This is a genomic window from Providencia sp. PROV032 (genome assembly GCF_028484875.1).
GTDB lineage: Bacteria > Pseudomonadota > Gammaproteobacteria > Enterobacterales > Enterobacteriaceae > Providencia > Providencia rettgeri_E.
The window spans coordinates 92,537-116,155 of sequence record NZ_JAMPSX010000002.1 but is presented as its reverse complement, the minus strand read 5'-3'; the positions used below and the strand labels follow the sequence as shown (position 1 = coordinate 116,155).

Genomic DNA, 23,619 nt, shown 5'->3' with positions numbered 1-23,619 from the left:
TATGATATTACAAAAATATGAAAATTTAATTAACTCTAATATATTACCTATATCAGTAAGAGAATTACTTTCTCAATATACGATAAACGACTTAAAGCGGCTTAATGATGGTTTTTACAGTTTTGATGGCATAAGTTCCGAAGATATAAATTTAACGCGAAAAACATTGACAACCGAGCCTAAAGAAAAACGTGTCATTGAAATGCATTCTAAATATATTGATATTCATATTCCATTATCTGGAGATGAGAAAATATTACTCTCCATTGATGATGGTATTGATAATATATGTTTTGAATCTTCTGAAAAAGAAGATTACAAACTATTCAAACAGATGTGTTGTGAAAAAGAAATTATATTATCAACCGGTGATGCTTTAGTTATTTTTCCTGGAGAACTTCATGCCACCCAATTAGAAGTGGATAAATCACAAGAACTCTCTAAAATTATTATCAAAATAAGGTATGACAAGTTTTATTGATTTGTAGAAATCGCTATTTCGATTGTGTTTATGAAGAAAAAGGGATGTGTTATAGTTCTTCTTAATAATTTGATTATTAGGGAGATAACAATGACATCGCTAAATGACGAGAAAAAACACAACATAAAAAGGCCCGTTAAACGGAGAAAGTTATCAGATGTTATTGAAGAACAATTAGAAGGCATGATCCGACAAGGTGAATTTAAAGAGGGTGAGCGCTTGCCTTCTGAACGAGCTTTGATGGAAATGTTTGATGTTGGGCGCCCATCGATACGCGAGGCAATTGCAGGTTTAAAGCGAAAAGGACTAGTCCAATTATCAAATGGTGAAAGGCCGATAGTCACAACCCCATCAGCAGATACCTTAGTCTCTTTGATGTCTGGTGCTGTTAAGGATTTATTGACTCAACCTGATGGGATTCGATATTTCGAACAGCTAAGAGAGTTATTTGAAATTGGTATTGTTAGGTATGCTGCGGAACATGCAACAGAGGCGCAAATTAATGAGTTATATGATGCTTTAGTTTTAAATAAGAACTCGTTAGAAAATCATGATAAATTTGTTTATACGGATATCGCGTTTCATCGTGTTCTGGCATCAATTCCTAGCAATCCATTATTTTTATCTATTCACTCCGCATTATTAAAATGGCTAATAGAGGCTAGAATTAGGTTTAATAATACAGAAAAAATGATAAAAAATAATACACGAAGCTATCATGAACATGTTGCCATTTATGAAGCGATTAAAAATAAAAATGTTATGGAAGCCGAACGTGCAATTAAGATACACATTGAAAATGTGTTTGAGCACTATTACCCTTAGCCGATAACAAAATTCAGTGAGGAATGTATGTTAAGTATTGGTATCGATATTGGTGGTACTAAAATAGAAGTTATTATAATTGATGAGTGTGGAAATGTTATTCATAAAGAACGGTTTAAAACGATTAAATCGAGTTATGATAACTTTTTAAATTTATTGATTAAAATAATAAAAGATACAGCTTCACTGTATAATGAAGAAATGAGTTTAGGTATTTGCCTCCCTGGGAATTGTGATATTCAGACGGGTAAAATAAGAAACTCAAATATATTAGTTATCAATGGTAGGGTACTGCTTAGTGATTTAGAAAGTCATGTATCTATTCCTATTTCAATAAGTAATGATGCGAATTGCTTTGTACTTTCAGAGCAAGTTGATGGTAGTGCATCAAACTGTCAGTCTGTTTTTGGTGTTATTTTAGGAACTGGATGTGGCGGTGGCTATGTCGTACATGGCAAACTACTCAATGGTATAAATGCATGTGCAGGTGAGTGGGGGCATAACCCTTTACCGAGTTACTCACTAGACGTTGATGGCGAAAGTACGACTTGCTACTGCGGTAGAATAAACTGTATTGAATCGTTTATTTCAGGAACCGGTCTTGAAAGACAGTATTTATCAAGAACAGGGGAACACTTAACATCACATGAGATAATAGAGTTAATGAGAGGGAATGATCCTGACTCGCTAATGACTTGGGATTTATATAAAAATCAATTACACCGATGCCTTGCATCCATTGTTAACATGTTAGACCCCGAAACCATTGTACTGGGAGGCGGTCTGTCAAACGTGCCTGAAATAATGTTGAACATTAACCAATGTGTTGGTCAATATGTATTCGGTGGTGTTTGTAATACCCATTTCGTTACTGCTAAGCACGGGGACTCAAGTGGAATTAGAGGCGCTGCATGGATGGGACGCCAACTATACAAGCAAAAAAGAACACGTTAGATATTAAGAGTGCTAAAACTAATATTGCATCTGAAGACGTCACAGCCCAAAAGCAATTAAAGGGCTGTCATATAATCTCAGCTACATTCCATATGAGCTTTGGCACAGGCGTAAATTAATATATTTGATATCAGAATAAAAATAATAATAACCAGAGGGGTGTTAACCAGAAAACCAGACTCATAAGCATAGGGTAGGGCAATTCCACCAAAGATATCCCCTGTCAAAAATGCGGTTTGTATTAAACCAAAAATATGCTCGGCATTTCCTTTGCGTGCAATCTCCATCTCAACCAAATTAATTAATAGTGAGCAAACGGTTCTAAACATATACATGGCAATAACCGAGATGGCGAAAACAATCGGGGAGCTAAATTTTATTGACCAAAACATACCATAGAGCATCAGCATGCATAAACCAGAAAAAACGAGTAATGAGACAGGTTTATCTTTGTCAGAAAAAATAAACATAAAAAGGTTCTTGAGTACTAGCCCGGTGATCACACCTAATGATAGTACTAGGCCAACATTTGTATCTGAAAAGTGCATGTTTTTTAAATACACCGGAATAATGGGTAAGATCAGTGCCCAACTGGCGCCACTGATAATAAATGCAATAAATAAAATTAAATCTGCTTTACTGAGAAAAGGGAAAAATGAAGTGTTTTTTTGGGAGCCTTTTTTTACTAATGGTTTCTCAGTTTTTGGTATTTTTAATGAAGGAATGGCTACAATGGCGATTAATACCATGACCCCACTAATCAATAAGGCGGAACGATATGGGGTTTGATCGATAATTGATAAAATCGTCACTAGCCCTCCTGCAATAAAAGCCCCAAGGCTTTGTGCAATTGTGCTTAAATTATCGGTGTGTAGCAGGACTTTATTTTGTTCCTGTTTATCAATATTAAAAATCAGTGATTTAAGTGCAATAGCGATAATACTTGCCCCCATCCCTGCCATCAAACCTGACGTGACAGCGATAGCCATGCCTGTGGGATAGGCTCTAAGAACAAGGCCGCCTCCATATAGAAAAAAGCCCACCATTAACCCATGCTTAGTGCCAATTTGGGACAGTCCTTTGGCATAAAGTAGTGAGCAGGCCCCCGCAATTGCCATCATTACGTACGAAATTGAAAATAACGTTAATTGCGCCTGCTGTTCCCAATAGATGGGCTGCAATGTTTTGGATATCCACATTGGGAAAAGATAGAAAAAATAAAAGAAATATATTTTGTATATCATTTTTATTCTTAATTATTTAAGTTTAAATTAAAAGATAATAACCTCAAAATATCTATATGCTATTTTACTTTTTAATTAAACTAATATGCCATTGCATTAGTGAATGTAAAAATACATTATATAAGTTAAATCTGTCAAATAATAAGTTGTTTACCTTGTTAGTTCGAATTAACTTAATGTTTAATTAATATTAATTGTATTTAATAATGATATTATTTATATATAATCCATTAGTCTGATTATTTTCATTGTCATTATTTCCCATATCTAGTGCTATGTTTACTTTGGTTATCATGCTTAGTGTTAAGCTAGCTTGCTGCTTACCGATAACTTTACTTGCTTTAAGAAGGCTAATTTAGTCAATAACAAAGTCTAAAGCCCAAATCTGCAATTTAATGACAACATCACATCTCAACAAAACAACTACTCCCACTTGTATCACCAGTAAAATTCCCTAAAAATTGTGTTAAAACAATCGGTAACATTGCAATCATTCAAATTTTACCTATTTAGGATAAGGCAAATAAAGCTATATTTAGTGCCTTACTCTACGGATTGAATTCAAAACCAACACAGATAATGAATACCTTTTATAGAGCTTGAAGGGTGATTCAGGTTGTGAGTGATTTGTATACTGCCGAAGGTGTGATTAATAAAAATAGCCTATGGGAGCGTTATTACCCTCTAATACGCCATGAAGCCCTGAAACTGCAAGTCAGACTACCCGCCAGTGTTGATATCGACGACTTAATTCAAGCGGGGGGCATCGGTTTACTGCATGCATTGGAACGTTTCGATGTGACCCAAGGGGCGTCATTTGCCACTTATGCGGTGCAAAGAATTCGGGGTTCGATGCTAGATGAACTGCGTAGCCGTGACTGGGTGCCGCGCAGTGTGCGCCGCCAAGCGCGTGAAATGACCAAAGCCATTGGTGCGCTGGAACAATCGTTAGGCCGCAGTGCCACTGAACCGGAAATTGCTAAAGCGCTGGATATCGACCTTGCGGAGTATCGCCAAGCATTACTGGACACCAACAATAGCCAACTGTTTTCTTATGATGAGTGGCATGAAATTCATGGGGAAAGCTGTGAGCCGCAAATGGATGAGGACGATGGCGGTAACCCGTTGAGTCTGTTGCTAGATTCCAGCTTGCGTGACCAAATTGCTGCGGCAATCAATCAGTTGCCAGAACGCGAAAAAATGGTGCTGACGCTGTATTACCAAGAAGAGCTAAATCTGAAGGAGATTGGGGCGGTGCTGGAGGTTGGGGAGTCGAGGGTGAGTCAGCTTCATAGTCAGGCTATTAAGCGTCTCCGCGGCCGCCTCAGATAGATGCTCGTCATACTTCGCATTGTGGGGGTGTCGACTGCGCTCGGCTACTCGGGTCACATACTTATGTATGCTCCCCGAGATATCCTCTCTGGTCTTCTACCCACAATACGAATTATTTAGAGCATCAGCATCGAGGGATTTTTAATAAAACCTAAATTGAAACTGTTTTTTAGATATTTCCAGTGTTTTTCATACTGATGTATGCTATTAGGGCTAAACTAGCTTGCCGCCTAGCTGTAGCACGAATTATTTAGAGCATACGCATAGGGGTATTTTAAAGCTCATTTAAATTTTTTTTTCTACTATATTTTTACGCTTTTAACGATGTTACTTTCTATTATTCATCCAGCTCTGCCGATCTAACCAAATAATTCCCTGCCGTGGTGTGCCAAGCTCTCGGGGATTGGGTGAAGCCCAGTTTTAAATATTCGGTGAGGTTGCTGTCGGTGGCGAAAAATAAAATCTGGCAGTCGGTGGGGAGTTCTTCAGCGACGAGGCGCATTAATTGGCGGTCGATGCCGTGTTTTTGATACTGAGTATCAACGGCCAGTTCGCAGATATAACAACAAGAACTAAAATCCGTTACCGTGCGGACAAAACCGACCACCTGTTCCTCATCCCATGCACTAACCAATAAATCCGCGTTATTTAGCATTGCATCCAATTGAGTAAGGTTATCGGTTGGCACCATTTCCTTAAATGGAGACTGGCGAATTAACCGAATAAAATCCTCGATAGAGATGGCAAAATTGACTTTATAGTTCAGGCGATTGGCGAGAGTATCCATAGAGTTCCCCTATTAATCAAACGACACTCTTATAGGTTTAGCTTGAAATAGCGTAATTTTCCTGTTTTTGTGTAACTTTATCATGGCCTAGCTATTCCAATTAATGCGTAAATGTCCTAAGTTAAATTCAAGGTAATCGTGATGTTTAGCCCAACTGGGTAAATACCATAAGAATTCTATTCAACAGATAAGTGAACGAGATATTACTATGGAACTAAAGGATTATTACAGCATTATGGGTGTTAAGCGCACCGATGATTTAAAAACCATTAAGACCGCGTATCGCCGTTTAGCGCGAAAATATCACCCCGATGTCAGTAAAGAGCCGAATGCTGAAGCGCGATTTAAAGAAATTGCAGAGGCGTGGGCGGTACTCAGCGACAAAGAAAAACGCGCAGAATACGATGAAATGTGGGAGCACAGAAATGACCCCTATTTTAACCAAGCCAATCAAAGCCAACAAAGCCACACATATTCTCAGCAAGGGTTTGATGCAGGTGGTTTTGATGACATTTTTTCATCGATGTTTTCCCAACGTGCACGGGGTGGCACAAGGCAGGCACGCAGCCGTCGCGGGCAGGATTTAGAGGTTGAACTAGCTGTTTTCCTTGAAGAAACCCAAGAACCCCATAAACGTACCATTAGTTATAACTTACCGGTCTATAACGCATTTGGTTTTATCGAAAATGAAATTCCCAAAACACTTAATGTGACTATCCCCGCAGGGGTGATTGATGGGCAACGTATTCGCTTAAAAGGGCAAGGCACTGCGGGGGAGAATGGCGGTGAAAATGGCGATCTATGGATAACCATCCGAATTGCACCGCATCCATTATTCGATATTAAGGGCCATGATCTTGAAGTGGTTGTACCATTAGCCCCTTGGGAAGCCGCTCTAGGGACAAAAGTCACCATTCCAACATTAAAAGACCCGATTGTGATCACCGTTCCTGCTAATAGCCAAGCTGGCCAAAAATTACGCCTTAAAGGTAAAGGGCTGAAACATAAAGGTACAGCAGGGGATCTGTACGCGATTATAAAAATCGTGATGCCGAATAGCAGTAATGCAGAAGCGGATGCACTGTGGCGGAAATTGGCGGAGACTCAACAGAGTTTTGACCCACGTAAAAATTGGGGAGGTAAATAATGGATCAGTTCACATCATTAACCGTTATTGATTTTTGCGTTCATACTGGCATTGCTGAAGATGAATTACAGGAAATCGTCGGCCTTGGGATAATTCAACCCATTGAAACGACTAATGAGTGGTTGTTTGATGACCAAGCGGTGGTCATTATGAGAAGAGCCGTGCGTCTTTACCATGAATTAGAAATTGACTGGCCGGGCATCGCAATGGCAATGAGCCTATTGGATCAAAATGAAATGCTCCGACGCGAAAATGAGATGTTGCGTTTACAGTTAAAACGTTTTATTGGTTAGTTAGCCAATAATTTAATTATTCATCACCACAAGCCTTAATAAGTAAATTAGGTTTGTGGTGGTTATTTATGAGAATGCTATTATTTTCTAATATTTGACTATCTTACAAAAAATAAAGAAGCGATAAGTGTAAAAACATTAGATACGGGAGCTAAAACATATCAAAACCCAGTTAAGATCAGTTCAAAAATCAACGGATATATAAATGATGTGGTTAATTTTAAAGGGATAGACCAATCAAGGTTCACACTATTAAATTCAGATGTCAAACTAAGGACTATAGAAATAGCAATCCCAAGTAAAACAACTTCAGCTCAATGGGTGGAAATTAATAAATCCATAGCTTATTCTATAGAGAATAATATTAATATGAAAATTACAGTAGTAAAATAGGGGGGAGAGATGGAAAACTATGACTCTGGAAATAATATATCCATTCGAGTAAATGATTTTTTTTATTTTATTATGGTTTTGTCTGGGTATCATTTATTTGTAGTAGATGATACGGTTCCTATAGTATCAGTTAATAAAAAAGTCACAAATAGTGAGCTAGGTAAATTATCTAAAGTTGCTCTAAAAAAATGTAGAGTTATAGATCCTCATGTAGATAGCTTTTTTTTTAATAGAGATCGCCTTGCAGAGTGTGAAAAAAAATGGCTCAGTGAAAACTTATCTTCTCTTGGTTTCAAAAATAAAAAAAATTTTTATCAATCAATGATGTTATGTAATATTAGAGAGAAAAATGGTTTTTTAACATTAAGGCCAACACTCCATAAAAAACTAGAAACATGGACGGGGGATGGGTTTACTGAGGATGACTATATTGTTTTGCCGGATAGTGTTTCTGATGAAGAACTCGGTGAAGCCATAAAGGAAGCTATATCTCGTTGCCGAAGTGTTATTTGAATTTTATATTATTAGATAGTTAATAAAATTTTTAATGTGGTATATAAGTAGTATTAATAAAATTAACTTTACTGGTTTTATTCTGCGAAAATAAAATGTATGCAGTTTCATTCAACTCTTATTTATTTGTAAATTATTTAAGTAAATCTATAATTTAAATTATTAGTAAATTGTATTATATTCTTTGACTAATTTGATAAAGATAATAATTAAACAATATTTTAATGAACACGAACAACAAAAAAACCCTTACCATCCAGTAAGGGCGCAATAACAACAACGAAATTTTTATTGTTAATTAAAGAGTTGCGGCTTCGGCAATGAGTTTGCCGAGCTCTTGCCAGTTTTCACTGTCAATAAGGTCATTCGGCACCATCCATGAACCGCCGCACACTAATACAGAAGGTAATGCGGTGTATTCTTTAATGTTTTTCACACCGATCCCGCCAGTTGGCATAAATTTAACCGGGTAAACGGCGCTGAGTGCTTTGAGCATGGCAACTCCGCCAGAGGCTTCGGCTGGGAAGAATTTCAATGTGGTGAGGTTAAATTCAAGGGCTTGCTCCACTAAGCTTGGGTTATTCACCCCAGGAATGATAATTACGTTCTTTTGTTGGCAATAAGCCACAATTTTCGGGTTAAAGCCTGGGCTGACGATAAAATCCACACCCGCTTCAATGGCTTGGTCAACTTGCGCAGTGGTTAATACCGTACCTGCGGCAATCAGTAATTCAGGGTAGGCCGCGCGCATATTTTTAATCGCTTGTACCGCGGCAGGGGTGCGGAAGGTGACCTCTGCACATGGCAGGCCATTTTCCACTAAGGCTTTTGCCAATGGAGCACCATGTTCTGCATTATTAATGGTGATCACAGGAACAACATTGAGTTTCTTAATTCTTTCAACTAATTGATTCATGGTTAAAGCCTCTTAACATTTTACTAAAGCAGTGGTTGGCATGGCCTCGGATGGAATAATCGCTCCCCGGTGTTGGATGACGGTTCCAGCCAGTAAATGACCTGATTTTGCCGCTTCGCATGGGTTGCCACCTAAAATACGGCAAGCAAGGTAGCCGGCACTAAAGGAATCCCCTGCGGCAGTGGTATCTACAACATGGCTTATTTTATTCGCAGGGACTGCAATACGTTCGTTATCAATAACGACGAAGCAAGCCTTAGCACCGCGCTTGATCACGATTTCATTCACGCCATATTGTTGGGTACGTGCAATTGCATCATTTTCATGAATGTCACCATAAAGTAACTGTTCGTCATCAAAGGTCAAAAAAGCGATGTCGGTTAAAGTGAGAATTTGCTGATAAGCCTGTTGAGCGGCTTGTTTGGAAGACCAAAGTGCGGGGCGATAGTTATTATCGAAGACAATTTTGGCACCATGCTGTTTAGCTTGCTGCAACATTTCAAATAACAACTGGCGTGAAGCGTCAGGCAAAATGGCTAAGCTGATGCCACTTAAATAGATAAATTGTTGTGAATTAAGTACTTGCTGTGTGTGGGCTTTGCTATTGCTATCAAGACAGACGGCATCAAGCCAAAATTTTGCCGCGGCATTATCTCGCCAATAGAAAAAGCGACGTTCGCCATCAGCGGAGGTTTCGATTAAATACATCCCGGGCAAATGTTTATCCGAAATAAAGACTTCGTCAGTATTGATGCCTTCTTGTTGCCAACTGCTTAGCATTTGCTGGCTGAATGGGTCCTTTCCTAAACCGGTGATGTAACGGGTTGTCACGCCATGGTCTTTGGTCAAACGAGACAGGTATAGTGCGGTATTGAGTGTATCTCCACCAAAGGTTTGCTTATATAGCTCCCCTGACTTTTGTAATTCAACCATGCATTCGCCAATAACGGCAACTTGCGGATGTGTATTCATTTTCACCACCTGCGTGATTACGACTTAATAAACTATTGCGGACTTAATGATGCTATTAAAACCCATTTCAAATAGAACTTCAATAAAAATGAAACGCTGTTTTAAAAATATTAAATCACCGTTCTTGTTTTTATCATGATAGCCACTTATGCTATCCGCTAGGGTGTAATGTCGATATCAATTTATAGGATGATGGAAAAGTAATGGATAAAACGACTCAAACGGATGCCGTTTCAGCGGTAGTTAAGGTGTTCAGCATTCTTAGTGCCCTTGGTGAGCAAAAAGAGATCGGCGTGTCTGAGCTTTCGCAGCGCTTATTAATGTCAAAAGCCACCACATTTCGTTTTCTGCAAACGATGAAACAGTTAGGTTATGTGGATCAAGAAGGTGAAGCGGATAAATATTCCCTAACATTGAAATTATTCGAGTTGGGAGCGAAGTCCCTTGAGTATGTGGATTTAATTGAAATTGCAGATACAGAAATGCGCCGTATTGGCCAATTGACCCATGAAGCCGTACATTTAGGGGCTTTAGATGAAGATGCTATTATTTATATCCATAAAATCGACTCGAGTTATAATTTACGCATGTATTCACGGGTTGGGCGTCGTAACCCATTGTATTGCACCGCAATCGGTAAGATTTTACTCGCTTGGCAAGATGAAGGATCCATTCGTTTAGCATTGAAAAACGAAACTTTTAGCCAAAAAACGGCAACAACGATTTTAACGTTAGAAGACCTGCTGGTGGAATTAGCCACCGTTCGTGAATGCCATTATGCGCAAGACCGAGAAGAGCAAGAACTAGGCCTGCGCTGTATTGCTGTGCCAGTATATGACCGATTAGGTCATGTGGTTGCAGGGTTATCTATTTCGTTCCCAACCATTCGTTTTGATGAGCAGCGTATTGATGAATACGTCCAATTACTGAAAACAGCGGGGCGCAATATTTCAGAGAAAATGGGTTATCACCAATATCCATTATAGGGGGATATAACAGAATTAAGCCATTTTCAATAATGTATCAATCAATTGATTTAATAACCCAGGTAAATTATTTATTTGAATATTAAGGTTTTATAAATTTCACCTATTATTATTCAACACCATGTGTTGCTGCTGACATATAATATTTGCTTATGGACACAGCAGGAAATAGATATGTTTAAAAAGGTTATTGTTGTTATTTTTCTTTGTTTCACTTCTTATGGCTTTGCCAACGATTTTACATTTAAAGAAAAGTCACCCGCTGATCGCGAGTTTAATCAAGACTACCAAGGAATTAAAAAATTACAGACACAACAAAAGTTTGTCTTTGATCCCAAAAAGAAACTTCCACAAGAAGAACAAAGTTATCAAGCTTTGTTAGAACAGCGAAATGCAGATGAAAATGCGTTTTCAAAACATTTTAATGTGTGTGATGTTAACCCGACGGGAGCGGGGTGCCCTCATTCAATGGCCTGGATGAATGACCGCCAGAAAATGAAGAAAATGCTAGAGCAAGCGGGCCGCCCTTATTGATAAGTTGTTCATTTGTTGACTCTAAGGGAGCATCGCTCCCTTAGAGTTCAAGCTAGACAGATTCAGGGAATGTTAAGGTTGCCCCGGGGGCTTCACGGCTTAAATGAATGAAATTCATATGTTTTTCATATTGGTCTAGAATATCGCTAATCACTTGTTCTTTGGTGTAATCCATTAAATCATTCCCTTGTGAGCCTTCCCATAAGAAGGTTTCTAAGCGGTAATAATGGGATTTCCCTGAACGTGCGCGATAGGTAAAACCGGGAACTGAATAGCGCTGTGGCCACACTTGGTAAATAAAGCTTTGTTCTTCGCCTAGGTCGACCGTTAATTCTAAATGGTCTAATCGCTCATCAGCAATGGGTGGCAAGGTGTTAAATTCCACTTTTGCTCCCCTTAAACTGAGCTCTTTTGCCACTTCTTGCATGGCAGGAATGCAGACCAAATCAAGCATCCGCTGGGTATAAGTCGTTCCCGGGAAATTCATCACTCGTCCCAAACGCTGTTTCCAATTGAGTGTTCCGTTGCCATATAGTGGTGCAGGGGCATTGGTATTTAGCGAACTAACGCGTCTAAAGTCCTCAACTTTTAATGACTTATATAGCCCAGCCATAATAAAAAAGATAACAAAACTAAAGGGCAAGCCCATGATCACCGTCGTATTTTGTAACGCAGCGACGCCATCCGTCATTAACATCCCTAAGGTAAGTAAGCCAATTGCGACAGACCAGAAAATTCGCAACCAATTAGGGGCGTCATTGTTAATATCACTGAGTTTTGAGGTGAAATTGCCTAATACTAATGAACCGGAGTCAGCAGAGGTGACATAGAACAACAGCCCAGTAATGGTTGCAACAGAAGCGGTTAGGCCAAAGCCGGGGTAAAGTTCAAGCAGTGAATAGAAGCCTTTTTCGGGGGCGTCGAGGACGGTTTTTGCAAGTTCACTATTGCCGTGAATGATTTCATATAATGCACTATTACCAAAAATAGATAGCCATAATAGTGTGAAAACAAATGGAATAATTAATGTGCCAATCACAAACTGTCGAATCGTTCGTCCGCGCGAAATACGAGCAAGGAATAACCCAACAAATGGTGACCATGCTACCCACCATGCCCAGAAAAACAGCGTCCAGCTATTCATCCAATCCGTTGGGCGGTCAAAGGCAAAGCTGTTGAGGGTCATACCCATAAAGCGGTTAATATAGTCCCCCACATTCAGCACTAAGGCATTGAGCAGGAACTCAGTATCGCCGACAAATAAGATAAATAAAATCAAACCAAATGCTAAAAGCACATTGAGCTCGGATAACACCCTAATACCTTTATTTACCCCAGATGTGGCGGAAATTACAGCCATAATCACCGATAGCAGGATCAACCCACTTTGCACGGGGAGCCCTTGAGGTAAGTCGAATAAGACTTTGAGACCATAATTCAGCTGAACAACCCCAATCCCCAATGTTGTTGCGATACCGAAAATCGTCCCTAATACCGCAGCAATATCCACAGTATGGCCAATTGGGCCGTCAATCCGCTTGCCAAATATTGGATAAAGTGCGGAGCGAATGGTCAGCGGCAAGTTATAACGATAACTGAAATAACCCAGTGCAATTCCCATTAAGGCATACATAGACCAGCCCGTTAGGCCATAGTGGAACAGTGTCCACACCATCGCCTGACGAGCTGCTTCTAAGGTTTCGCCTTCGCCCGTTGGCGGCAGCATATATTGGGTGACCGGCTCAGCGACGGAGAAAAACATTAAATCGATACCAATTCCTGCGGCAAATAGCATCGCAGACCAACTGAGCACGCTAAATTCAGGTTTAGATTGCTCTGGGCCGAGTTTGATATTACCAAAGCGTGAGGTCGCAACGAAAATGACAAAAACAATATAAAGCGTTGCTGCTAACAGGTAATACCAACCAAAGGTTTTAGATACCCAGCCAAGGGCGGCAACGATCCACTGATTTGCTGTTTCGGTCATCAAGATGGTGAAAAAAGAAAACGCCAGAATAAGACCGGCGGAAGTAAAAAAAACCACAGAATTCAGTTTATCCTTCTGCTTATTTTTTGGACTATTTTGAGTTGTCATTGGACATTCCACATTTTTATTTATTTAACAGGTTAAAATTACTTTCTAAGCTAATTTATTGATTTATCAGCAAAGATTTGGTTTTTGTTATCTTCTCTCTTATGCTAATTGTGAATGGATTGTTGTAAACAATAGTTAATATTGATTGAACATTCAATCAAAAAAACGTTTAATACAAGGGATCAATGTATTTTTTAGGTTCAAATGCCATGCCGAAGATAGGAATGCAGTCGATACGTAAACAACAGTTAATTCAAGCCACATTGGCTGTGATTAATGAAGTTGGAATGCAGGATGCCAGTTTTGTGTTAATTGCCCGTAAAGCCGGGGTTTCTACAGGAATTATTAGTCATTATTTTCGTGATAAAAATGGCTTGCTTGAAGCCGCTATGCGCCATATTCAATACCAACTAGGGTTTGCGGTGGCAATACGTTTGCGGATGTTAACCGGAGCGGAGCCAAAACGACGAATTCAGGCAATTGTTGAAGGCAACTTCGACCCAACGCAAACCAGTGAGGCCGCGATGAAAACGTGGCTAGCCTTTTGGGCTAGTAGTATGCATCAACCGAATTTAAATCGTTTACAGCAGGTTAATGACCGGCGCTTGTATTCAAACTTAAGCTATGAGTTTGGGCGGGTATTAAACAAAGCGGATGCGCGGATGGCCGCGAAGGGGCTGGCGGCGTTAATTGATGGCTTATGGTTACGTAGTGCTTTGAGTAATGAGCAATTTCCTGTTAAGGATGCACTCAAAATCACTAACGAATATATCGATATGCAGCTACAACGTGCTGAGGTTTTAGAAACTTAATAACCAATTCAGAGGAGATAATATGCAACATCCACCGATACATAAGCTTTATATTCATGGTGGTTATGTCGACAGTTCACAACCTGAATGCGGGCAATTTCCTGCAATCAACCCTGCAAATGGCGAAACTATCGCAAATCTGCAATCTGCGACCCTTGAAGATATCCAATGGGCGGTAGAAAGTGCCAAACAAGGCCAAGAAGTCTGGGCGGCAATGACTGCGATAGAACGCTCACGTATTTTACGCCGTGCGGTGGATATTTTACGGGAACGTAACGACGAGCTGGCCTACCTCGAAACTCTTGATACGGGCAAACCACTTTCTGAAACGCGTTATGTGGATATCGTCACAGGGGCTGATGTCCTTGAATACTATGCAGGTTTAATCCCTATGCTGGAAGGGCAACAGATCCCTCTGCGTGACAGCTCGTTTGCTTATACCCGTCGTGAACCGCTGGGGGTTGTCGCTGGAATTGGCGCATGGAATTACCCTATCCAAATCGCATTATGGAAGTCAGCACCTGCTCTGGCTGCAGGTAATGCGATGGTGTTCAAACCCAGTGAAGTCACGTCGTTAACTGCATTAAAGTTAGCTGAAATTTATACTGAAGCGGGGGTGCCTGCCGGGGTGTTTAACGTGGTGACAGGCCAAGGCGGTGAAGTGGGGCAATGGTTAACGGAGCACCCTGATATTGCCAAAGTTTCATTCACTGGGGGGATCGCAACGGGTAAAAAAGTGATGGCGAATGCGTCGGCCTCTTCTTTAAAAGAGGTGACGATGGAACTAGGCGGCAAATCACCTCTAATTATTTTTGATGATGCAGATTTAGATAAAGCTGCAGATATCGCCATGATGGCGAATTTTTATAGTTCCGGCCAAGTGTGTACCAATGGAACACGGGTTTTTGTGCCAGAATCGCTTAAATCACAGTTTGAAGACAAGATCACGGAACGTGTGGCGCGCATTAAAATAGGTTCTCCCATTGACGATAATACTAACTTTGGGCCATTAGTCAGTTTCGCACATATGGAAAATGTGTTGCGTTATATTGAGTTAGGCAAACAACAAGGTGCGAAATTATTGTGCGGAGGTGAACGTTTGATGGATGGCGATTTCGCTCAGGGAGCGTATGTTGCACCAACGGTATTCACTGATTGCCACGATGAGATGCAAATCACACAGGAAGAAATTTTTGGTCCTGTCATGAGTATTTTAAGTTACCAATCAGAAGATGAAGTGATTACCCGTGCAAACAATAGTGTATATGGGCTTGCTGCAGGGGTTGTGACACAGGATCTCACGCGTGCGCATCGTGTTATCCATCAATTAGAGGCTGGGATTTGCTGGATTAATACATGGGGTGAATCACCCGCTCAAATGCCAGTAGGGGGGTATAAGCATTCCGGCGTTGGTCGTGAAAATGGCGTAATGACACTGCAAAATTATACACAAGTGAAATCCATTCAAGTGGAACTGGGGGAATTTGCATCCGTTTTTTAATCACATCATTTTAATTTGACTGAAACAGAGGAGATAACAATGGTCTACGACTATATTATTATCGGTGCTGGTTCAGCCGGTAACGTTCTTGCTACCCGCCTGACAGAAGATCCAGATGTTACTGTGCTGCTCCTTGAAGCAGGAGGACCGGACTACCGGTTCGACTTTCGCACACAAATGCCAGCGGCATTAGCCTACCCATTACAGGGGCGACGTTATAATTGGGCTTATGAAACTGATCCTGAACCACATATGAATAACCGACGAATGGAATGTGGTAGAGGGAAGGGGCTCGGAGGCTCATCATTAATTAATGGGATGTGTTATATCCGAGGGAATGCTCTAGACTTTGACGGCTGGGCTGAGGCGCCTGGCTTAGAAGACTGGCGTTACCTCGATTGCTTACCTTATTTTAGAAAAGCAGAAACGCGTGATATTGGCCCGAATGATTACCATGGTGGAGATGGCCCAGTCAGTGTGACAACACCGAAGAATGGCAATAATGTGCTATTTCATGCGATGGTGGAAGCGGGTGTACAAGCTGGGTATCCACAAACTGATGATTTAAATGGGATCCAACAAGAGGGTTTTGGCCCGATGGATCGCACGGTCACTCCTCAAGGGCGACGAGCAAGTACAGCAAGAGGATATTTGGACCAAGCGAAAAAGCGCCATAACCTGACCATTCGTACCCATGCCACTACGGATACCATTGAGTTTGAAGGGAAAAAAGCGACAGGTGTGAAGTATTATCAAGGTAATAGCACTACGCCAACGGTGGTAAAGGCGCGTAAAGAGGTTCTGTTATGCGCAGGTGCGATTGCATCTCCACAAATTTTGCAGCGCTCTGGGGTTGGGCCTGAAGATGTGCTGACGGAGTTTAATATTCCAGCCGTGCACGTTTTACCCGGTGTAGGGCAAAACTTGCAAGACCACCTTGAAATGTATTTGCAATATGAATGTAAACAACCAGTTTCATTATATCCAGCCTTAAAATGGATAAACCAACCCAAAATAGGCGCTGAATGGCTATTTAAAGGGACTGGAATTGGCGCAAGCAACCAATTTGAAGCGGGTGGGTTTATTCGTACCAGTGAAAAATTTGCTTGGCCAAATATTCAATTCCACTTTTTGCCTGTGGCGATTAACTATAACGGTAGTAATGCCGTTAATCAGCATGGTTTTCAAGCCCATGTAGGCTCAATGCGTTCGCCTAGCCGAGGGCGCGTTCGTTTGAAATCTTTAGACCCAAGGCAGCATCCGAGTATTTTATTTAACTACATGTCATCGGAACAGGATTGGGAAGAGTTTCGTGCTGCTATTCGTATTACCCGTGAAATTATGGCTCAGCCAGCACTTGACCCATATCGTGGGGAAGAAATTAGCCCTGGTAAACAGATTAGTACGGATGACGAGCTAGATGCATTTGTCCGCGAGAGAGCTGAAACTGCTTTTCATCCATGTGGTACATGCAAGATGGGGCACGATGAGATGGCAGTGGTTGATGGTGCAGGACGCGTTCATGGAATTGAAAATTTACGAGTTATCGACGCATCAATTATGCCGCTGATTATTACGGGTAATTTAAATGCAACGACTATCATGATCGCGGAGAAAATCGCCGATAAAATTCGAAACCGACCTCCGTTGCCCACAAGCGATGCTGAATATTATGTCGCTGGTGATAGGCCGGTAAGAAATCAGCCATTAAGAGGCTAACTTTATGCACTAAGGCTTTACGTACAAAGTGATTGATATTTATATCAGTCGCTTTTTTTGTTAGCTAGACAGAATATGTATTGGTGAATTTTAGGCAAAAAAAACCTCCAAATATAAAGGAGGGAAAATAAATATAAAGCGAGCTTATTTATATAGCATTAATTTTCGGTAAACCATAGCCGACCAGTTAAATTTATTTATACAAAACGATTCTAGCTCACAATTTATAACGTTATTGTTATTAAATTCAGATTAATACCTATTATTTAACGGAGCTAATCAGCCATCGTAAGTAATTATCTTCCACTTGGCTTGGGTCTAAGCGAATGAGCTCTGGAGTTTCATATGGGTGTATTTCTTTTATTGCCTTAAACAAATTGAGTTGATTTCCTTGGGTCGTTTTGATCAAAAGCAAAATCTCCTTATCTTGCGTGATATTATCATGCCATAGATAAACTGATGTTATTTCAGGAAGTAGAGAAACGCATGCAGCTAAACGATTGGCTAGTAAATGTTGGGTAATTTTAATTGCGTTTTCATGGCTATTCGTCGTGCATAACACAATACATGGGCTTTTTGCATTTGTGGTATAAATTTCATTAGTGGACATTTCATTTCCTTCTTAGTCATATTTGGATGTGTTTTGTTGCTCATATTTAGATTAGGAATAAAAATTTTATTGAAAAAAGCATAATCACTATAAGTGTTTTTTAGCATGATTAGATTAGATAATAAGTAATGATAATTAAGGATGAAGCATCGTTCCAATGGTGGCTTGTGTGTTTTTTGCTCAGAAACTGCCATTGTTATAATTTTTTATATATTCAATATAATTTAGAGTATTTCTTGATTTTATTTTATTAATTCGATTCAGCAAGCATAAATTGAGGGCAAACTATAAAAATAATTGAAATTTTAGTATATTAAGAAACAAATTAGATTATGAGATAAATGTGAGTGCATGTGCTGCTAGCCGAGTAATAGAACAAATAATAAACCCAACTTTATTTTTACCCTTATTCATTTAAGGGTAGGCTTACCTTTTTATGCAAAAAATATGAAAGATTAATTACTGAAATAATATATTACGTCCCGTTACAAAATAACGTGAATTTGTATTATAAAAGAATCTACGTACTGATAAATATCAAGGTTTTTTAGCTATATATTGTTAACCTAAAGATAAAATTAGAATATATAACTGAAATTACTCTGTATTTCCATCTTTAAACGTGTATGGATAAACCTTATGAATAAACTAACACCTTTAAAACCTGTTCCAACATTAATCGCAGTTGCAATAACATTAATTATTTGGTTCTTAATTCCTGTTCCTGAAGGTGTTAATCCAAATGCGTGGCATCTTTTAGCATTATTTGTAGGCACAATCGCTGCTATTATTGGTAAGGCTTTACCAATAGGCGGAGTTTCTATTGTCGCAATTTCATTAGTTGCAGTTACTGGAGTCACTAATCCTGAATCAACTAAAGGGGCAATTGCGGATGCATTAAGTGGTTTTTCTAATGACTTAATTTGGTTAATTGGTATTTCTATCATGGTTTCCATGAGCTTGAACAAAACAGGTTTAGGGGCAAGGATAGGGTATTATGTCATTTCTTTATTTGGTAAAAAAACATTGGGTATTGCTTATTCATTGGCAATAGCAGAAACAATATTGGCTCCTGTGACACCAAGTAATACCGCTCGAGGTGGGGGAATTATTCACCCAATTATGCGTTCTATCGCTGATAGTTTTGGGTCTAAGGCGGATGATGGTACTGCTGGGAAAATCGGTCGTTATTTGGCTTTGGTCAATTACAATATTAACCCGATTACGTCTGCAATGTTTATTACGGCAACAGCCCCAAACCCACTGATAGTCAGCCTGATTGTCAGTGAGTTAGGGCAAAAAGGGGAGCTAACTTGGGGAATGTGGGCTATTGCCGCATTTGTACCAGCCATTATCTCTTTGATTTTAATGCCGTTGGTCATTTATTTGATGTACAAGCCTGAAATCACCTCTACGCCGGATGCGCCTAATTTTGCCAAAGAACGTTTACAGCAATTAGGGCCAGTTTCATTACCTGAAAAATTAACATTAGCTGTTTTTGGGTTGCTATTACTGATGTGGGCAGGTGTACCAGCAATGATCTTTGGGCCTGCATACAGTGTGAATGCAACTACAGCAGCATTTATTGGCTTAAGTATTTTATTAGCAACAGGTGTCATCAATTGGGATGATGTCTTAAAAAATAAAGGGGCTTGGGATACGGTAGTTTGGTTCTCTGCTTTAGTGATGATGGCATCTTTCTTAGGAAAATTAGGCTTAATTAAATGGATGTCAGTTTCAGTCGAGGGAGCCATTGCGAGTATGGGAATTAGCTGGGTATGGGGGATGTTGATCCTTGTTCTTATCTATGTTTATTCCCACTATTTTTTTGCCAGTACAACAGCGCATATTACCGCAATGTACGCTGCATTTTTAGCCGCGGGATTATCTCTCGGTGCACCACCAATGTTATTAGCATTAACGCTTGCTTTCTCATCATCATTAATGATGTCACTCACTCATTATGGAACAGGTACCGCACCAATTATCTTTGGTTCTGGCTATGCCACATTAGGCGAGTGGTGGAAAACCGGTTTTGTTATGAGTGTCGTTAACTTAGCCATCTGGTTCTTTATTGGTAGCGTTTGGTGGAAGTTCTTAGGTTACTGGTAATTAGCTAAATTAGTGATTAAAGATATTTAATAGAAATCGGGCTATTAGCTCGATTTCTTCTTTTAAAACCCCATGCTATAAATAAGTGGCTATTGTAACAACCAAACCACTAATTATCGAAATCAGCATCACTTTTCCCCAACTGAAGACTGACGACGATTTTAATGCGTGTTGCCATAACAAACTTATTTCATCCGCATGCGCATATTTTCTCTTATTGATCGCAATCTTAATTTTTTTGATTGTATCGTTATCTATCGGTAATGTTTTTTGAATAACCATACTATGACCTTCCCTTAAGCTGAAGATGTAAATTCAATCAGTAAGACTGGTAGTTGTTTGTTTACCTTAATTATCTCAGGTCATATAAAAAGAAAAATTGATGGGCTTGCATGCAAACTTCCTCATTTATCGTATTTGAAATGAGACTTAATCTATTTAGTAAGAAAAAAGCCAGCTTGGAAGAAAAATTACCGTTATTAAGAGGAAATAACGCTTAATTTAAGGTCATATTTATCATTTTTTAACGAGATATTATTATTTGGAACGTTCGGAGTTAAAGGCTATAAATGGGATTGGTTTACATGAAAAAGTAGGTATGATGTAGTAGAGGGTCATTTAATTCGTTCGAGGAACACATGTATTCACAAAGAAAGGCAGAGTTTTTCTTGGTGCTTACCACGATAATTGCGGCTTGGGGATGGGTGTTTTCCCGAGAAGCAGTGCAGGGAATGCCAATATTTGCCTTTCTTGGTAGCCGTTTTTTATTCGCAGCCATCATTTTAGCCCCTTTTTGTGGGGGCGAGAAAAATAGAATAGCGGTAAAGCAATTACCCAAAATATTAATGACTGGCGGTTGGATGTCATTAAATATGGTGCTTTGGATCCACGCAGTTGCGATAACAGACTCAATTGGCGAAGGGGCCTTTATCATGAGTCTGGCGATGTTGTTTGTTCCTCTAGTTGCATGGGTAATTTTAAAAAATAAACCTGTGCGTTATTTCTGGGAGGCTCTCCCTGTCGCTGTTCTGGGGCTGGCATGTTTAACACTATTCAAGGCTCAACTTGAGTTTAAGGCAAGCCAACTATGGTTTCTTGGCGCTGCAATTGTTCAGGCTATCTATTTTTGTTATACCAGTTTATATACTCGCACAATTCCTCTGTTGCCGTTAACGACCATTCAACTTGCTTGTACTGGAGTGACAGGGCTAGTTTTGTCACTCTTTTTGGAAGAATGGCCAAGTAGCATCACAGTACCCACTATAATGTGGTTTATTGCTAGTGTGGTGATAGCAACGAGTTTGCGGTTTGTATTACAGCTGATTGGTCAAAAAAATACCACAGCAGGAAATGCGGCAATTATTATGATCCTTGAACCTGTTATGACTGTATTTGTAGCGGCTATTTGGTACAGTGAAAGAATGCCTTTTATCCAAATTGTTGGCTGTGTGCTAATTTTATCATCATTATTCTATTATCGATGGCGTTGTTCTAACTCATTGCCCAGGTGAAATACACATAATAAAATATGGGACAAGACAGATTTTTTATAAGAAAACAGCTATGATTAATATGAATAGTCAGTGATAGGGATGTTAATCTTAATAAGAGCGTCTTATTTGGTGAATTAAGATTAATGGTATTGAAAACATAAACAAGATATCCAAAATAGCGTGAACTAGGAATAATAGAGGTTTATTATTATCATCTTAGTTAAAGCTAAATAGGAAATGGGCATAAAATGAAAAAATTAGCATTAATATTAGGTATGGCAGGAGCAATGGTTGTGTTGTCTGCATGTTCTGATGAAAAGTCGGAAATTGCTGAATATAAAGAGAATTTTGTGAATACCTGTGTGGTTGCATCAGGAAACCCGCAAGGTGAAACAGCAAATGCAGTCAGTGCAATTTGTGGTTGCGCCTACGATAAAACAATTGAAAAATATGGTTTAGCTGAGTTTAAACGTATGGATGCGGAAATAGAAAAATCAGGTACTGCAGAGCCTGAATTCCAAAAAACCATGATTGAATTTGTGCAACAGTGTTCGACTAGCGCGCGTTAATAATTTATGACTCGCAGCTATTATCAATTAACAATAGCTGCGAGTTTATTACTTTACTTAAATAAGTGCTTAAATTGATGTGGGGCACAGCGCCGGTATTGTGGCGCAACGTCTATTTGTTCATTCAATTCACTCGCAGCTCGCCAAGGCCATCGCGGCTCAAATAAGATCCCCCTACCAATAGCGACAAAATCAGCTTGATGGGTTGCAAGTATCGCTTCGGCTTGCAACGGCTCTGTAATCAGACCTACAGCAATCACGGGCATCATACTTTGTTCATGGATCGCTTGTGCTAATGGTACTTGGTAATTCGGGCTTAATGGAATTTGTTGTTTCGATGAAAGCCCGCCGGAAGAAACATGAATATAATCGCAACCTAAATCTTCTAACCGTTCAGTAAGTTCGATAGATTCAGGAACATCCCAGCCATTATCAATCCAGTCAGTAGCAGAGATTCGCACACCCACAGCGATATTGGGATTAATCGCTTCTCGGATTTCATGGAATATATTGACCAGAAAACGGCTTCGATTCTCAAAATTACCGCCATATTCATCTTGTCGCAAGTTTGATATTGGTGATAAGAATTCATGCAGTAAATATCCGTGAGCAGCATGGATCTCAATAACGTCAAAACCGGCTTTTTCAGCACGAATGGCGGCGTCAATAAATTGCTGTTTGACCTGTAAAATTTCATCAATCGTTAATGCATGTGGGATTGCGTTCTCACCAAAAGCGATTGCTGATGGTGCAACAGTTTGCCAACCATTGGGTTGTGTAGGCTGGATACTGTTACCCCCTAACCAAGGTAACTCGGTTGATGCCTTTCTACCTGCGTGAGCAATTTGTACCCCGAAACGCGCATCTGAAAAATGTCTGATATCGTTGAGCATTTTCTGCATGGCGACCATTTGTTCGTCATTCCATAAGCCTAAGTCTTTGTAGGTAATACGCCCTTCAGGAACAACAGCACTGGCTTCTACAATCACTAAGGAGGCCCCTGATAAAGCAAGGTTCATATAGTGGGCGTTATGCCAAGCGGTTGGCATGCCATTTTCTGCGGAATATTGGCACATCGGGGGAACAATGATTCTATTTTTCAACGAAACTTGGCTTATTGATGCAGGTGAAAAAAGGCGACTCATTGGAACATTCCTTATTAGCAAACTTAAATTATTTTAATATTATACTGAGTTTGCCAAAGTTTTTTTGTGAGATGGTGTGGTATTACGGGGCAAATTTTATTTTTACAGCGGATTGGTAATAGAAAATCAAGCGAATTTTTGAATATTTGACCAAAATCATAAAAAGTATATTTCCCTAGTAACATG

Annotated in this window: 23 protein-coding genes; 16 read left to right on the top strand and 7 right to left on the bottom strand. The window is 39.7% G+C overall.

The features are described 5' to 3' along the window. The first annotated feature begins 1 nt into the window (after position 1). The 3 genes from PSF42_RS01170 (at position 2) to PSF42_RS01160 (ending at position 2,260) form a co-directional block, all read left to right on the top strand. On the top strand, positions 2–481 hold the full coding sequence (locus PSF42_RS01170) for a YhcH/YjgK/YiaL family protein (RefSeq protein WP_272679299.1): 480 nt from the start codon (positions 2–4) through the stop codon (positions 479–481). A 90-nt stretch (positions 482–571) separates the two neighbouring features. After that, entirely contained in the window at positions 572–1,306 is a 735-nt protein-coding gene (nanR, locus tag PSF42_RS01165) for a transcriptional regulator NanR (RefSeq protein WP_272679298.1), read from the top strand. 27 nt (positions 1,307–1,333) lie between these two features. Next, positions 1,334–2,260 carry an ROK family protein gene (locus PSF42_RS01160; RefSeq protein ID WP_272679297.1) on the top strand — a complete coding sequence of 309 codons (927 nt, stop codon included), beginning with the start codon at positions 1,334–1,336 and terminating at the stop codon, positions 2,258–2,260. A 77-nt stretch (positions 2,261–2,337) separates the two neighbouring features. Here the strand turns inward: PSF42_RS01160 and PSF42_RS01155 are convergent, their stop codons facing one another. Then, complete coding sequence (locus PSF42_RS01155; protein WP_272679296.1) at positions 2,338–3,504, bottom strand: MFS transporter; 1,167 nt, start codon at positions 3,502–3,504, stop codon at positions 2,338–2,340. A gap of 618 nt (positions 3,505–4,122) precedes the next feature. Between PSF42_RS01155 and PSF42_RS01150 the strand changes: the two genes are divergently transcribed. Then, positions 4,123–4,836 (top strand): RNA polymerase sigma factor FliA, encoded by a 714-nt coding sequence (locus tag PSF42_RS01150; RefSeq protein WP_166266941.1) that lies wholly within the window; start codon positions 4,123–4,125, stop codon positions 4,834–4,836. A gap of 337 nt (positions 4,837–5,173) precedes the next feature. Here the strand turns inward: PSF42_RS01150 and PSF42_RS01145 are convergent, their stop codons facing one another. Next, the gene (locus PSF42_RS01145; RefSeq protein WP_272679295.1) at positions 5,174–5,623 is read right to left on the bottom strand and encodes a GNAT family N-acetyltransferase; all 450 of its coding nucleotides are present in this window, start codon (positions 5,621–5,623) and stop codon (positions 5,174–5,176) included. A 208-nt stretch (positions 5,624–5,831) separates the two neighbouring features. On the opposite strand from PSF42_RS01145, the gene cbpA reads away from it, so the two are divergent. The 4 genes from cbpA (at position 5,832) to PSF42_RS01130 (ending at position 7,969) form a co-directional block, all read left to right on the top strand. Continuing rightward, complete coding sequence (gene cbpA / locus PSF42_RS01140; RefSeq protein WP_125890840.1) at positions 5,832–6,770, top strand: curved DNA-binding protein; 939 nt, start codon at positions 5,832–5,834, stop codon at positions 6,768–6,770. Further along, positions 6,770–7,063 (top strand): chaperone modulator CbpM, encoded by a 294-nt coding sequence (locus PSF42_RS01135; RefSeq protein WP_125890841.1) that lies wholly within the window; start codon positions 6,770–6,772, stop codon positions 7,061–7,063. The genes cbpA and PSF42_RS01135 overlap by 1 nt, the downstream gene beginning before the upstream one ends. A 90-nt stretch (positions 7,064–7,153) precedes the next feature. Next, positions 7,154–7,456 (top strand): hypothetical protein, encoded by a 303-nt coding sequence (locus PSF42_RS20785; RefSeq protein WP_369474591.1) that lies wholly within the window; start codon positions 7,154–7,156, stop codon positions 7,454–7,456. Between the two features lie 9 nt (positions 7,457–7,465). Continuing rightward, positions 7,466–7,969, top strand: a complete 504-nt coding sequence (locus PSF42_RS01130; protein ID WP_272679294.1) for a contact-dependent growth inhibition system immunity protein — start codon at positions 7,466–7,468, stop codon at positions 7,967–7,969. Positions 7,970–8,267: 298 nt separating this feature from the next. On the opposite strand, the gene PSF42_RS01125 is transcribed toward PSF42_RS01130, so the two are convergent. Both PSF42_RS01125 and PSF42_RS01120 read right to left on the bottom strand, forming a co-directional pair. Then, on the bottom strand, positions 8,268–8,885 hold the full coding sequence (locus PSF42_RS01125; RefSeq protein ID WP_272679293.1) for a bifunctional 4-hydroxy-2-oxoglutarate aldolase/2-dehydro-3-deoxy-phosphogluconate aldolase: 618 nt from the start codon (positions 8,883–8,885) through the stop codon (positions 8,268–8,270). A gap of 12 nt (positions 8,886–8,897) precedes the next feature. Continuing rightward, a complete protein-coding gene (locus PSF42_RS01120; protein WP_125890848.1) occupies positions 8,898–9,857 on the bottom strand; it encodes a sugar kinase in 960 nt (319 codons plus the stop codon). A gap of 203 nt (positions 9,858–10,060) precedes the next feature. Here PSF42_RS01120 and kdgR point away from each other — a divergent pair, with 203 nt between their 5' ends. Both kdgR and PSF42_RS01110 read left to right on the top strand, forming a co-directional pair. After that, positions 10,061–10,843, top strand: a complete 783-nt coding sequence (gene kdgR / locus PSF42_RS01115; protein ID WP_125890849.1) for a DNA-binding transcriptional regulator KdgR — start codon at positions 10,061–10,063, stop codon at positions 10,841–10,843. Positions 10,844–11,017: 174 nt separating this feature from the next. Next, on the top strand, positions 11,018–11,377 hold the full coding sequence (locus PSF42_RS01110; protein ID WP_248468223.1) for a hypothetical protein: 360 nt from the start codon (positions 11,018–11,020) through the stop codon (positions 11,375–11,377). A gap of 52 nt (positions 11,378–11,429) precedes the next feature. Here the strand turns inward: PSF42_RS01110 and PSF42_RS01105 are convergent, their stop codons facing one another. Then, positions 11,430–13,472 (bottom strand): choline transporter, encoded by a 2,043-nt coding sequence (locus PSF42_RS01105; protein WP_004255510.1) that lies wholly within the window; start codon positions 13,470–13,472, stop codon positions 11,430–11,432. Positions 13,473–13,681: 209 nt separating this feature from the next. Here PSF42_RS01105 and betI point away from each other — a divergent pair, with 209 nt between their 5' ends. From betI to betA, 3 genes are read left to right on the top strand one after another with little or no spacing between them, the layout of a single operon-like run. After that, positions 13,682–14,284 (top strand): transcriptional regulator BetI, encoded by a 603-nt coding sequence (gene betI / locus PSF42_RS01100; protein ID WP_213913323.1) that lies wholly within the window; start codon positions 13,682–13,684, stop codon positions 14,282–14,284. A gap of 22 nt (positions 14,285–14,306) precedes the next feature. Further along, the gene (betB, locus tag PSF42_RS01095; RefSeq protein ID WP_125890853.1) at positions 14,307–15,785 is read left to right on the top strand and encodes a betaine-aldehyde dehydrogenase; all 1,479 of its coding nucleotides are present in this window, start codon (positions 14,307–14,309) and stop codon (positions 15,783–15,785) included. A 39-nt stretch (positions 15,786–15,824) separates the two neighbouring features. Next, positions 15,825–17,504 carry a choline dehydrogenase gene (gene betA / locus PSF42_RS01090; RefSeq protein ID WP_125890854.1) on the top strand — a complete coding sequence of 560 codons (1,680 nt, stop codon included), beginning with the start codon at positions 15,825–15,827 and terminating at the stop codon, positions 17,502–17,504. A gap of 262 nt (positions 17,505–17,766) precedes the next feature. Here betA and cutA read toward each other — a convergent pair whose 3' ends face one another. Next, a complete protein-coding gene (cutA, locus tag PSF42_RS01085; RefSeq protein ID WP_125890855.1) occupies positions 17,767–18,114 on the bottom strand; it encodes a divalent-cation tolerance protein CutA in 348 nt (115 codons plus the stop codon). A 639-nt stretch (positions 18,115–18,753) separates the two neighbouring features. On the opposite strand from cutA, the gene PSF42_RS01080 reads away from it, so the two are divergent. The 3 genes from PSF42_RS01080 to PSF42_RS01070 all read left to right on the top strand — a co-directional run bounded on the left by PSF42_RS01080 (position 18,754) and on the right by PSF42_RS01070 (position 22,288). After that, positions 18,754–20,226, top strand: coding sequence for an anion permease (locus PSF42_RS01080; protein WP_102139301.1), 1,473 nt, complete (start codon positions 18,754–18,756; stop codon positions 20,224–20,226). Between the two features lie 638 nt (positions 20,227–20,864). Further along, positions 20,865–21,737 (top strand): DMT family transporter, encoded by an 873-nt coding sequence (locus PSF42_RS01075; RefSeq protein WP_125890857.1) that lies wholly within the window; start codon positions 20,865–20,867, stop codon positions 21,735–21,737. A 230-nt stretch (positions 21,738–21,967) separates the two neighbouring features. After that, positions 21,968–22,288 carry a hypothetical protein gene (locus PSF42_RS01070; protein ID WP_213913320.1) on the top strand — a complete coding sequence of 107 codons (321 nt, stop codon included), beginning with the start codon at positions 21,968–21,970 and terminating at the stop codon, positions 22,286–22,288. Positions 22,289–22,341: 53 nt separating this feature from the next. Here PSF42_RS01070 and PSF42_RS01065 read toward each other — a convergent pair whose 3' ends face one another. After that, positions 22,342–23,433, bottom strand: a complete 1,092-nt coding sequence (locus PSF42_RS01065; protein ID WP_125890859.1) for an NADH:flavin oxidoreductase/NADH oxidase — start codon at positions 23,431–23,433, stop codon at positions 22,342–22,344. Positions 23,434–23,619 lie beyond the last annotated feature (186 nt).

Coding starts and splice junctions, on each gene's coding strand:
- PSF42_RS01170 (WP_272679299.1), top strand. CDS start 2: ATGATATTACAAAAATATGAAAATTTAATTAACTCTAATATATTACCT.
- nanR (WP_272679298.1), top strand. CDS start 572: ATGACATCGCTAAATGACGAGAAAAAACACAACATAAAAAGGCCCGTT.
- PSF42_RS01160 (WP_272679297.1), top strand. CDS start 1,334: ATGTTAAGTATTGGTATCGATATTGGTGGTACTAAAATAGAAGTTATT.
- PSF42_RS01155 (WP_272679296.1), bottom strand. CDS start 3,504: ATGATATACAAAATATATTTCTTTTATTTTTTCTATCTTTTCCCAATG.
- PSF42_RS01145 (WP_272679295.1), bottom strand. CDS start 5,623: ATGGATACTCTCGCCAATCGCCTGAACTATAAAGTCAATTTTGCCATC.
- cbpA (WP_125890840.1), top strand. CDS start 5,832: ATGGAACTAAAGGATTATTACAGCATTATGGGTGTTAAGCGCACCGAT.
- PSF42_RS01135 (WP_125890841.1), top strand. CDS start 6,770: ATGGATCAGTTCACATCATTAACCGTTATTGATTTTTGCGTTCATACT.
- PSF42_RS01130 (WP_272679294.1), top strand. CDS start 7,466: ATGGAAAACTATGACTCTGGAAATAATATATCCATTCGAGTAAATGAT.
- PSF42_RS01125 (WP_272679293.1), bottom strand. CDS start 8,885: ATGAATCAATTAGTTGAAAGAATTAAGAAACTCAATGTTGTTCCTGTG.
- PSF42_RS01120 (WP_125890848.1), bottom strand. CDS start 9,857: ATGAATACACATCCGCAAGTTGCCGTTATTGGCGAATGCATGGTTGAA.
- kdgR (WP_125890849.1), top strand. CDS start 10,061: ATGGATAAAACGACTCAAACGGATGCCGTTTCAGCGGTAGTTAAGGTG.
- PSF42_RS01110 (WP_248468223.1), top strand. CDS start 11,018: ATGTTTAAAAAGGTTATTGTTGTTATTTTTCTTTGTTTCACTTCTTAT.
- PSF42_RS01105 (WP_004255510.1), bottom strand. CDS start 13,472: ATGACAACTCAAAATAGTCCAAAAAATAAGCAGAAGGATAAACTGAAT.
- betI (WP_213913323.1), top strand. CDS start 13,682: ATGCCGAAGATAGGAATGCAGTCGATACGTAAACAACAGTTAATTCAA.
- betB (WP_125890853.1), top strand. CDS start 14,307: ATGCAACATCCACCGATACATAAGCTTTATATTCATGGTGGTTATGTC.
- betA (WP_125890854.1), top strand. CDS start 15,825: ATGGTCTACGACTATATTATTATCGGTGCTGGTTCAGCCGGTAACGTT.
- cutA (WP_125890855.1), bottom strand. CDS start 18,114: ATGTCCACTAATGAAATTTATACCACAAATGCAAAAAGCCCATGTATT.
- PSF42_RS01080 (WP_102139301.1), top strand. CDS start 18,754: ATGAATAAACTAACACCTTTAAAACCTGTTCCAACATTAATCGCAGTT.
- PSF42_RS01075 (WP_125890857.1), top strand. CDS start 20,865: ATGTATTCACAAAGAAAGGCAGAGTTTTTCTTGGTGCTTACCACGATA.
- PSF42_RS01070 (WP_213913320.1), top strand. CDS start 21,968: ATGAAAAAATTAGCATTAATATTAGGTATGGCAGGAGCAATGGTTGTG.
- PSF42_RS01065 (WP_125890859.1), bottom strand. CDS start 23,433: ATGAGTCGCCTTTTTTCACCTGCATCAATAAGCCAAGTTTCGTTGAAA.